Consider the following 10,741-nt stretch of genomic DNA (forward strand, 5'->3'; position numbering starts at 1 on the left):
GAGGAATTGCCACAAGATACGATAAGCTAAAACGTAACTATCAAAGCGCTGTTGCTTTAGCTTGTATATTTATATGGTTGCCTCTTTAGCTCAATTTATCGGCTGTAAATGTCAACACACCCTAGTTTTTTTGATCAATACTGATGCTAAAATGTGCTTTTATGGCGCAATCAATTGCTGAAAAAGCATTTTCATGCCTTCACTGGCGCCTGCTTTAATCAATTGATATTGCTCAGGTACACGTTGATAATCTGCTTTCGGATCGATATAAAATGCACGGCAGTTGGCAGGGATTTCGTGAATCAATCTAGCCACAGGATAGACAGCCAGACTCGTGCCAATCACAATAAAAATATCTGCCGTTTGCACACTCACACTGGCATCTTCATAGGCAGGAACTGCTTCGCCAAACCAGACCACATGTGGCCGTAAAGGATATCCCTCAGGGCATTTGTCGGTGTCTAAGTTTAAATCTGCACCTTCAATGGGAAACAATTCCTGCGTATATTGCGCCTGAGGGCCAGAGCTTTTTGCGTAACGAATATTTCCATGCAGATGTAGTACATTTTGACTGCCTGCACGTTCATGTAGATCATCAATATTTTGAGTAATGACTTGTACATCAAAAAAATCATCGAGTTCAGCAATTAATTTATGCGCTGCATTTGGCTCTGCGGCTAAAATATGTTTACGGCGTTCATTATAAAAACGCTGTACTAAAGCGGGATCGCGTGCCCAAGCTTCAGGTGTGGCCACATCTTCAATACGATGCTGTTCCCAAAGACCATCACTGTCACGGAAGGTATTGATGCCGCTTTCTGCGCTCATGCCAGCACCTGAAAACACCACAATTTTTTGCATAGATATTTAGCCTTATATTTTAATTGATGAGTCCAATGCGTACGGTTGCATGTATTGAATGGATGATTCAGCGAATTTACTGTACTCAAAATATAGCGATTACTTCAACTTAGTTGATGCAATTCTTGTAGCACCCAATCGACAAATTTTTGTATTTGTGGTGAGCTGTCTTGGCTCGAGTGGACTAAATAATATTTTCGGCTACCGTGCAGTTTTTTATTTGATGCAATCACCAATTCTTTTTTTCTCAGTTCAGCTTCAATCAGCATTTGTGGAATAAGTGCCATACCCATGCCATGACTGGCTGCCACAGAAAGCATGGAAAATAATTCATGTCGCTGACCATCAAATGGTTTGGGATGCTGAAGCTGATGGGCTTGAAACCATTCTTGCCAAATACTTGGACGGGTGGTTTGCTGTAATAAGGGCAATTGAAGCAATTCTTCATCGCTTAAATTAAAACTGTGATCACCGGTCATTTCCGCATGGGGAAAGTTGCTTTTAATCAATTTGGGGGAACAAACGGGAACCACTTCTTCATCCATTAAATAATGCCCTTGAATGCCCGGCCAATGCTCAATTTGTTGCTGAGTTCCTGCAAAAATCGCCGCGTCAAAGACATTTTCATTAAATAAAAAGGTTTTAGTACTGGTTTCCAAATGCACTGTAATTTCAGGATGTTGCGCATTTAATTTATGTAATTTTGGCAACAGCCAACGTGTGGCAAAGGTTGGCACAACGCCCAGCTTTAAAGTACCGCCCAAGCCTTTGTGCATCATAATATCTGAAGTGCTTTTTTCGATACCTTGCAAAAAGGGTTTAATACTTTTTGCATATTGCTTGCCTGCTTCTGTGAGATCGACACCGTGACGTGTTCTGCTAAATAGCATTACACCTAAATATTCTTCAAGCTGTTGAATTTGGCGCGACACGGCACTTTGCGTAATAAATAACTCTTGGGAAGCATGCGTATAACTTGCGTGTTTCGCAGCAGATTCAAAGCAAATTAAGCTTTGCAATGACGGAATATTGCGCCGCATAGATAAAGTCCTTTTTATCGATAGGTATCACAAAATGGCATATAAGAATGATTTTCATATACCACTATAGTCTATAAATAAAGCAATCCGCAGTTCAAATCAGTGGCTAAAGTGCTTAACACGCTGTGAGCCAAGCTTAGGTATGCGAAAGGCGCATATCTACATGCAAATTAATCGTTTGAATGAATCACTTTTCACACATAGCATCAAATAAAACAACGAAAACCTGAAAAAGCAGAGGATGCGATGAATCAAATGGTCAATGTAAAAAAGGCAAAAGTACAATTTAACTGGCAAGACCCGTTTCTTTTGGAACAGCAATTAACTGAAGAAGAACGCATGATTCGCGATACTGCGCATGCATACTGTCAAGAGCATTTACAGCCACGTGTACTGGAACAATTCCGCCATGAAAAAACCGATGCATCTATTTTCCGAGAAATGGGCGAACTTGGCTTACTTGGCCCAACGATTCCAGAGCAATACGGCGGCGCAGGTCTAAACTATGTTAGTTATGGTCTCGTTGCGCGTGAAATTGAATATGTGGATTCTGGCTACCGCTCAATGGCCAGCGTTCAAAGTTCTTTGGTGATGGTGCCGATTAATGAATTTGGCTCTGAAGAGCAAAAACAGAAATACCTACCAAAACTGGCAACAGGCGAATACATTGGCTGTTTTGGTTTAACTGAACCAGATCATGGCTCTGACCCAGGTAGCATGATTACTCGTGCAAAAAAAGTCGAAGGTGGCTATCGTCTCACGGGTGCAAAAATGTGGATTACCAACAGCCCAATTGCCGACGTGTTTGTTGTTTGGGCGAAAGAAGTATCGCATGAAGGCAATGTAGGTGACATTCGTGGTTTTATTTTGGAAAAAGGCTGGGAAGGGCTATCAGCACCAGCGATTCACGGTAAAGTTGGCTTACGTGCATCGATTACCGGTGAAATTGTCATGGACAATGTTTTTGTCCCTGAAGAGAACGCTTTTCCAGAAGTACGTGGTTTAAAAGGTCCATTTACCTGTCTAAACAGTGCACGTTATGGTATCGCTTGGGGCGCAATGGGCGCAGCTGAATTCTGCTGGCACACAGCGCACCAATACACCATGGACCGCAAACAGTTCGGTCGACCATTGGCGGCGAATCAGCTGATTCAAAAGAAATTGGCGGATATGCAAACTGAGATTGCCTTGGGGCTACAAGCTGCGCTTCGCTTTGGACGTATGAAAGATGAAGGTTTAGCTGCAGTAGAAGGCACATCACTCATTAAACGTAACAACTGTGGCAAGGCTTTAGATATTGCCCGTGTAGCGCGTGACATGATGGGCGGAAATGGTATTTCTGATGAGTTTGGTGTTGCCCGCCATTTGGTTAACCTCGAAGTCGTCAACACTTATGAAGGCACACATGATGTACATGCACTGATTCTAGGTCGTGCGCAAACAGGCATCGCGGCTTTTGGTAACTAATTGAATTCAATATCAATAAGGTGCTCTACATAGAGTGCCTTAGAGACTTTTTATGCAAAAATAAACTTAATCAATAAAGGATTCATCGTGAAACACTCTTGTAACTCTGTGCAATAGCCTGAGCAGTGATGAAATAAAAAGAATAAAAAAGGCAAATGTGCAGACATAGGAATGCCGATGACTCATTTGGGAAAATGAGGAACAAGGAAATGAATAACGAAATGCAAAACGGAGCAGGAACGCTCAAATTGCCTTCTAACGTGGGCACGATGCATCGTATTACCAGCAACACTTGGAAAATGGCCTTTATTTTTGCCTTTATTTCATTGGTGATTGATGGTGTAGACATTATGTTGCTGTCATTCAGCCTCACCAGTTTAAAGGCTGAGTTTGGTTTAAGTACATTTCAAGCAGGAATGCTTGGTAGCTCTTCTTTAGCAGGGATGGCGCTAGGTGGTATTTCTGGTGGATGGGCGTGCGATAAATTTGGTCGTGTGAAAACTATTGCTTGGTCAGTAGTATTTTTCTCAATCATGACATGTATTTTAGGCTTTACCCAAAGCTATGAACAATTTTTAATTTTACGTTTTATTGGCGCTTTTGGTTTGGGTTCACTTTATATGGCGTGTAATACGCTCATGGCAGAATATGTACCAACCAAATACCGCACAACGGTACTTGGGACTTTGCAAACGGGTCAAACCGTGGGGTATATCGTTGCAACGCTGATGGCGGGTGCCATTATTCCAGATCACGGCTGGCGCATGCTATTTTATGTCACGATTATTCCTGCTGCTTTTGCCCTTATCTTTATGCGTTTTGTTCCTGAACCAAAATCTTGGCAGGAAGCAAAAATTGAGCAGCTAAAACGCCGTGAATTAAAACTTGAACCTGTACAGCAGCAAGCTGCAGTCAATCAAAATGCACCTTCTGAAAGTATTTATAAACGTATTTTTGGACACACTAATCATCGCAAAATGTTCTTCTTTTGGATGTCGACCGCTGCATTTCTACAATTCGGTTATTACGGTGTTAACAACTGGATGCCAACGTATCTAGAAACCGAACTCAGCATGAACTTTAAAGCCATGACAGGCTATATGGTAGGTGCATATACCGCCATGATTCTGGGCAAAATTTTAGCCGGCTATGCCGCTGACAAGTTCGGACGTCGTATAACCTTTGTGTTTGGTACGGTAGCCACGGCAGCATTTTTACCGATCATCATTTTCTATAACACACCAACCAACATTGCCTATTTACTCGTAACTTTCGGTTTCTTATACGGTATTCCATACGGTGTAAATGCAACTTATATGGCAGAAAGTTTCTCTACGGATGTGCGCGGTACAGCCATTGGCGGTGCTTACAATATGGGGCGCTTAGGCGCAGCCATTGCACCAGCAACCATTGGTATGATTGCCGCAGGCGGATCGTTCACTATGGCCTTTATTGTGATGGGTGCTGCTTACTTTATTGCAGGTGTTATTCCAGGCTTGTTCATTCGTGAACGTCAATATGACCCGCAGCAAGCATCACTTTCTTCAGATGCGGAAAAAGAAAAACTGGCCAGTTTAGATATACATGTAGCTGATGCAGAGCAAAAAGCGTCTGCAAAAACTGCAACAGTAAAATAATTAAAAAGATCTGTGCCATAGCTCAATACTATGGCACATCTGGAGTGAACTATGGGTGCATTAAAAGGAATTCGTGTATTGGACTTAAGCCGTGTTTTAGCAGGTCCTTGGTGCGGTCAAATATTGGCTGATTTAGGTGCAGAGGTAATCAAAATTGAGCGTCCTAAAGTCGGGGATGATACCCGTATGTGGGGACCACCTTGGATGCCAAATCAGCAAGGTCAAGCGACGAAAGAATCAGGCTATTACCAATGTGCGAACCGTAATAAATATTCTGTAGCCATTGATATTGCCAGTGAAGAAGGGCAAACCCTAGTCCGTGAAATTGCCCAAACTGCAGATGTCGTGATTGAAAACTACAAAGCAGGTTCACTTGCCAAATATGGTTTGGATTATGCATCGCTCAGTGCGCTAAATCCAAATATCGTATATTGCTCAATTACAGGTTTTGGTCAGGATGGGCCTCGCGCGGAAGAACCGGGCTATGACTTTATTATTCAAGGTATGTCCGGCTTAATGAGTATTACTGGTGAATCTGATGATGTAATCGGTGGCGGAGCACAAAAGGTGGGGGTCGCTGTAGTCGACATTCAGACCGGACTGTACTCAACGATTGCCATTCAGGCGGCATTGTTGGCGCGGCAGCATACTGGACGCGGTCAATATATTGATATGTCTTTACTCGATGTACAGGTGGCAGCTTTAGCCAATCAAGGTATGAACTATTTGACCTCAGGTAAAGCACCCAAGCGTATGGGAAATAATCACCCGAATATTGTGCCGTATCAAACTTTTAAAGCCAAAGATAAGGAGTTTATTATTGCCTGTGGTAACGACAAGCAATTTAAAGACTTGTGTATTGCGATTGGCTATACAGAACTGTTAGATCAGCCGAACTATTTACGTAATCAAGATCGGGTAAAACACCGTGATGAATTGATTCCATTATTGAGTGCCTTTTTTCTGACTCAAGATGCTCAAGTTTGGGTCGATGCGATTCATGCGGTAAAAGTGCCAGTCGGTGTAATCAACTCTGTAGACGACGCATTAAATGAACCACAAATTCAACACCGTAACATGGTAGTGAATATTCCACATGCTTTAAATCATGATTTTAAAGTGATTGGTTCACCGATGAAGTTATCTGATACACCTGTGGAATACCGTCATGCACCACCACAGTTAGGACAGCACACGACAGAAATTTTGTCCCAATATAGAACTGAAGCTGAATTAAATGAATTGGCTGCACAAGGTATTATTGATCAACTCAGTCATCCTGCAGCTTAAAATTTCCTAATTAAATTTTGGAATAGACCTCGTGCATAAATCATTTTTTGAACTTTTAAAATTCATGTTTTAAATTCCCTCTCCTTTCAGGAGAGGGTTAGGGAGAGGTTGTTTTATGCTCAATCTTACAGAGCATGCTCCTCATCCCAAACGGAGATGGGGCTTTTATTGACAATTTAAGTACCGATTAATGATTATTTTTTGCTTTTTGAAAAAGCACTAATATTTGGGCATTAAAAGTATCGTCAAAATTAAAAGTTTAGACCGAAGGACTCCAATACTTCGGTCTTTTTGATCATGCCGCAAGTAAGGCTTTTGCTGCTACACGGTGTTTGGCCTGAAGTTCATCGACATCAACATTGACCAAGCTTTGATTTTTGACGACCCAATCACCTTTGACCATGACATGTTCAGCACGGTCTGCACCACAGAGTAGCAAAGCAGCGATCGGATCATGTGAGCCTGAAAAACGAATGTCATCTAAACGGTAAAATGCAAAATCAGCTTGGAAGCCTTCAGCGATATGCCCCAAGTGTTGCTCACGCCCCAACAGCTGTGCTGAGCCATGTGTTGCCCAGCTCAATGCAAGCTCAGGTGTGATCTTTTCTGCACCATATTTTAAGCGCTGTAAGTACATGGCTTGACGCGCTTCAAGTAGTAAGTTTGATGCATCACCCGACGCTGAGCCATCTACGCCTAAACCAATTTTGCTTCCTGCTTGGGTTAAATCGAGTGTTGGACAAATGCCAGAGGCAAGGCGCATATTGGAATGTGGGCAATGGCAAATTCCTACTTTGGCTTGTCCTAAACGTCGAATTTCATCTGCATTAAAATGAATGCCATGCGCTAACCAAGTACGCTCATTCAGCCATCCTACACTTTCCAAATAATCAACGGTGCGCATGCCAAACATCTGTAGACAGAAATTTTCTTCATCTATGGTTTCTGCCAAATGCGTGTGTAGACGCACATCGAGTGCTGCTGCAAGTTTGGCACTTTCACGCATAATGTCTTGCGTCACTGAAAAAGGCGAGCAAGGTGCAAGGGCAATATTCACCATGGCGTCTTCCTGCCGTTGATGATATTTCGATACTAAACGTTCAGAGTCTTTTAAAATGATATCCATGTCCTGAACGGTATGCTGTGGCGGGAGACCACCGGCATCTTCACCTAAACTCATCGAACCACGAGTAAGCATCACTCGTATACCTAAGTCTTGTGCTGCATTAACTTGTACATCGATGGCACGGTTCAGTTGATTTGGAAATAAATAATGATGATCCGCAGCGAAGGTACATCCCGACAGTAATAATTCAGCTAAAGCCACTTGAGTTGCTAAGTGTAATTGTTCTGGGTTTAATTTTGCCCAAATTGGGTACAAAGTTTTTAGCCATGGAAATAATGGTGCATTGACCACGGGTGCCCACGCACGTGTCAGGGTTTGGTAAAAATGATGATGGCTATTGATCAGACCTGGGAGCATAACCAAATCTTTTGCATTAAATATTTCGTCATAAGCCTGACTGGGCAGCCCATTTAGCCCAACTAGCTCAATAATTTTTCCTTGAGAAATCAGTACACTACCACGAGCGTCCTGATTATTGGCAGTAAATACCGCAAGCGGATTTTTTATCCAAACTATAGTCATAACAAGATCTTGGTCAAAGGAAGCAACTGGTTTTGAGCAATTTCCATACCACTGAAATTTTAAAAATAGGAACTTAAAGCTGATTTCCAGCAATATTTAGGCTGCATACCTATAAATTCATCATAAAAAACATGTATTTATTTAAGAATGGTTTTTCCTGTTCTAATTTTTAGAAAGAATCTTTAAAAACTTAGCAATAGACCAAACAGTTAAAGCAACTTATTTATTGCATGGCGAACATCGATAAGTGATGAGGATCTTTGCATTATAAATAAGTAATTATTTATTTAAAAAAATAATGCTACTTATAATCAAAAATATTTTTTTTAAATGTGGTTGGGTTTAATTTTATCCAAAATAACATTTTTAAAATATATTCTTCATTTTAAATAGTATCGCATCAAATATATTTTAAACACTGTGGGGAAATAGAATGAGTTTTAAAATAAAAGCATTGGTCAAAACGATTTTAGTCTTCTCGACAGTTGGTATGCTGGGTTTGAGTCAATCTTATGCAGCGGAAAAGGCCGCTTTTGTATATTTGGGTCCAACCAGTGACCACGGATGGTCATATTCACATGAACAAGGGCGCATCAAGGCAGACAAAGCTTTAGCTGGAAAATATAAAACCACGTATATCGAAAATGTACCTGAAACTGCCGATGCAGAGCGTGTTATCCGTAACTTGGCACAACAAGGCAACAAAGTCATTTTCGGTACATCCTTTGGTTATATGAACTCGATGGAAAAAGTTGCGAAACAATTTCCTAAAACAGTCTTTATGCACGCAACTGGTTATAAACAAGGAAAAAATTTAGGTGTGTACGAACTTCGAACTTATGAAGGTGCGTATATGCTTGGTGTGGTTGCGGGGCAAAAAACCAAAACCAATACCATTGGTGTAGTCGCGTCATTTCCAATTCCCGAAGTCGTTCGAAACATCAATGCCTATACCTTGGGCGCGCAGAGTGTAAACCCGAAGGTCAAAACCAAAGTAATTTGGGCCAATACATGGTTCAACCCCGGTAAAGAGCGTGAAGCAGCATTGGCATTAATCGCTCAAAAAGCGGATGTGTTGATGCAAAATACCGATTCGCCTGCTGTAGTACAAGCCGCACAACAAAAAGGGGTGTATGCATTTGGCTGGAACTCAGATATGAGTAAATTTGGACCGAAAGCACACCTTGCAGCAGCAGTGTTACATTGGGAAAAAATCTATGAACCTGTGATGAAACAAGTCGCGGCAAATACATGGAAGCCTTCGGCGATCAAGTATGGCGTAAAACAAAGTGCTGTAAATATTGAAAACTTTGGTCCAGAAACGACGGCTGCGATGAAAACCAAAGCCATTGCAGTACGTGATTCATTACGTACTGGGGCATTACATCCATTTACAGGACCGATTTATAAACAAGATGGCAGTCTACTGGTCGCAAAAGGCAAAACATTGACGGATATCGATTTGTCTAAAATGAACTACTATGTCAAAGGTGTAGATGGGTCACTACCTAAATAAGAATTTGATAAACAATACATTTTAAAATATTGCAAGTTGCAAGAGAGGCAACTTGCTCTACATAGGTCGAGTGATTATGAGTATTCCCGTAATTGATTTAGCGCAGGCATTGACGCCTTCCTCAGCCAATATCTCGGATGTGGTAGAAAAGTTAAGAGCGGCAGCAACCAGTTCAGGTTTTTTCTATGTAAAAAATCATGGAATATCATTAACGCTGATTCAACGTCAGTTTGAGTTGGCAGCTAAAATTTTTGCATTGCCATTGGCAACAAAACTTAAATATGATCAGAGTTTGAATGATAGCCATTTGGGCTTTGAACAGCTTGCAGCGCAAAAGTCAGACTACAGCGCAAAGCCAGATATTAAGGAAGGTTTCTATTGTGCAAAAAATTATCCGACAGATCATCCCTATGTTTTAGCCAAATATCAGGGTTATGGCATTAATCAATGGCCGAGTGCTGAAGTACCTGAAATGGAACAGTTTTGTCAGGAGTATATAGCTCAGCTAAATGGCCTAGCACAGCGCATTATGCAACTCTTAGCACTGTCTTTATCTTTAGATGAAGGCTATTTTGATGACTGTTGTATCGACCCCATGATTACCCTAAAAATGCTCTGTTATCCACCGCATCCTGTCGGTGCAGATGAATATAGCTTTGGCGTTGGAGCACATACTGATTGGGGCTCCATCACGATTTTAGCACAAGATGAATGTGGCGGACTGGAGGTTTGTTTACCAGATGGGACATGGGTTGCAGCGCCACCGATCAAAGATACATTTATTGTCAATTTAGGCGATCTGATCCCACGTTGGAGTAATGACCTGTATAAATCAAATCCACATCGTGTTAGAAATTTATTTTCAAAAGGTCAGTCTCGCTATTCGATTCCATTTTTTTATGGACCGAATTACATGACGCCAATCAATGCCTTACCAGGAACGGTGAAAGATGGTGAAATTTACCGTTATGCACCCTGTACGGCTGGTGAACACATGGAACAAATGTATCAGCAAGCTTATGATTTAAGTCTAGAAGAACAATCAGTACTGGAAAAAATCATTTAATCTCTCATTCTAATTCCATGTTTTCCTTTTATAGCCCTTCGTTCAGCCCGATAGGGCTTTTTTTATGATCAACATAAAATCGATTTGTTATTAACCCGAATCCTTTTTAAGCCAATGACTGCATAATTTGAATTGTGGGCTTATGCTGCTGAGTTAATTGGTATGCACATAGTGATGCGTAAATACCACTTAAAAAGCCTGAGATACTTCTAGCTC

The 10,741-nt window shown here is 41.4% G+C and carries 8 protein-coding genes and 2 pseudogenes; 6 read left to right on the plus strand and 4 right to left on the minus strand.

The features are described from left to right. Positions 1-89, plus strand: a pseudogene (locus tag FTT77_RS16345) (IS5/IS1182 family transposase); the annotation flags it as partial. A 70-nt stretch (positions 90-159) separates the two neighbouring features. On the opposite strand, the gene FTT77_RS16350 reads toward FTT77_RS16345, so the two are convergent. Continuing rightward, positions 160-861, minus strand: coding sequence for an NAD-dependent deacylase (locus FTT77_RS16350; RefSeq protein WP_180004398.1), 702 nt, complete (start codon positions 859-861; stop codon positions 160-162). A 104-nt stretch (positions 862-965) separates the two neighbouring features. Continuing rightward, on the minus strand, positions 966-1,901 hold the full coding sequence (locus FTT77_RS16355; protein ID WP_180109561.1) for a LysR substrate-binding domain-containing protein: 936 nt from the start codon (positions 1,899-1,901) through the stop codon (positions 966-968). 246 nt (positions 1,902-2,147) lie between these two features. Between FTT77_RS16355 and FTT77_RS16360 the strand changes: the two genes are divergently transcribed. The 3 genes from FTT77_RS16360 (at position 2,148) to FTT77_RS16370 (ending at position 6,295) form a co-directional block, all read left to right on the plus strand. Further along, positions 2,148-3,368, plus strand: coding sequence for an acyl-CoA dehydrogenase (locus tag FTT77_RS16360; RefSeq protein WP_180011164.1), 1,221 nt, complete (start codon positions 2,148-2,150; stop codon positions 3,366-3,368). A 209-nt stretch (positions 3,369-3,577) separates the two neighbouring features. Further along, entirely contained in the window at positions 3,578-5,005 is a 1,428-nt protein-coding gene (locus FTT77_RS16365) for an MFS transporter (RefSeq protein WP_168377497.1), read from the plus strand. A gap of 51 nt (positions 5,006-5,056) precedes the next feature. Next, on the plus strand, positions 5,057-6,295 hold the full coding sequence (locus FTT77_RS16370; protein WP_180042190.1) for a CaiB/BaiF CoA-transferase family protein: 1,239 nt from the start codon (positions 5,057-5,059) through the stop codon (positions 6,293-6,295). Between the two features lie 295 nt (positions 6,296-6,590). Here the strand turns inward: FTT77_RS16370 and FTT77_RS16375 are convergent, their stop codons facing one another. Next, the gene (locus FTT77_RS16375) at positions 6,591-7,943 is read right to left on the minus strand and encodes an 8-oxoguanine deaminase (RefSeq protein ID WP_180109562.1); all 1,353 of its coding nucleotides are present in this window, start codon (positions 7,941-7,943) and stop codon (positions 6,591-6,593) included. A 490-nt stretch (positions 7,944-8,433) separates the two neighbouring features. Between FTT77_RS16375 and FTT77_RS16380 the strand changes: the two genes are divergently transcribed. Together FTT77_RS16380 and FTT77_RS16385 are read left to right on the plus strand one after the other, a co-directional pair. Further along, entirely contained in the window at positions 8,434-9,459 is a 1,026-nt protein-coding gene (locus tag FTT77_RS16380; protein WP_257224742.1) for a BMP family ABC transporter substrate-binding protein, read from the plus strand. Positions 9,460-9,535: 76 nt separating this feature from the next. Then, positions 9,536-10,525: an isopenicillin N synthase family oxygenase gene (locus FTT77_RS16385; RefSeq protein WP_180109564.1), complete on the plus strand. Its 990-nt coding sequence runs from the start codon at positions 9,536-9,538 to the stop codon at positions 10,523-10,525. Between the two features lie 106 nt (positions 10,526-10,631). Here the strand turns inward: FTT77_RS16385 and FTT77_RS16390 are convergent. Beyond that, positions 10,632-10,741: pseudogene (locus FTT77_RS16390) on the minus strand (IS982 family transposase); the annotation flags it as partial.

It is taken from the genome of Acinetobacter sp. YH01010 (assembly GCF_013420775.1).
GTDB lineage: Bacteria > Pseudomonadota > Gammaproteobacteria > Pseudomonadales > Moraxellaceae > Acinetobacter > Acinetobacter amyesii.

Coding starts and splice junctions, on each gene's coding strand:
- FTT77_RS16350 (WP_180004398.1), bottom strand. CDS start 861: ATGCAAAAAATTGTGGTGTTTTCAGGTGCTGGCATGAGCGCAGAAAGC.
- FTT77_RS16355 (WP_180109561.1), bottom strand. CDS start 1,901: ATGCGGCGCAATATTCCGTCATTGCAAAGCTTAATTTGCTTTGAATCT.
- FTT77_RS16360 (WP_180011164.1), top strand. CDS start 2,148: ATGAATCAAATGGTCAATGTAAAAAAGGCAAAAGTACAATTTAACTGG.
- FTT77_RS16365 (WP_168377497.1), top strand. CDS start 3,578: ATGAATAACGAAATGCAAAACGGAGCAGGAACGCTCAAATTGCCTTCT.
- FTT77_RS16370 (WP_180042190.1), top strand. CDS start 5,057: ATGGGTGCATTAAAAGGAATTCGTGTATTGGACTTAAGCCGTGTTTTA.
- FTT77_RS16375 (WP_180109562.1), bottom strand. CDS start 7,943: ATGACTATAGTTTGGATAAAAAATCCGCTTGCGGTATTTACTGCCAAT.
- FTT77_RS16380 (WP_257224742.1), top strand. CDS start 8,434: ATGCTGGGTTTGAGTCAATCTTATGCAGCGGAAAAGGCCGCTTTTGTA.
- FTT77_RS16385 (WP_180109564.1), top strand. CDS start 9,536: ATGAGTATTCCCGTAATTGATTTAGCGCAGGCATTGACGCCTTCCTCA.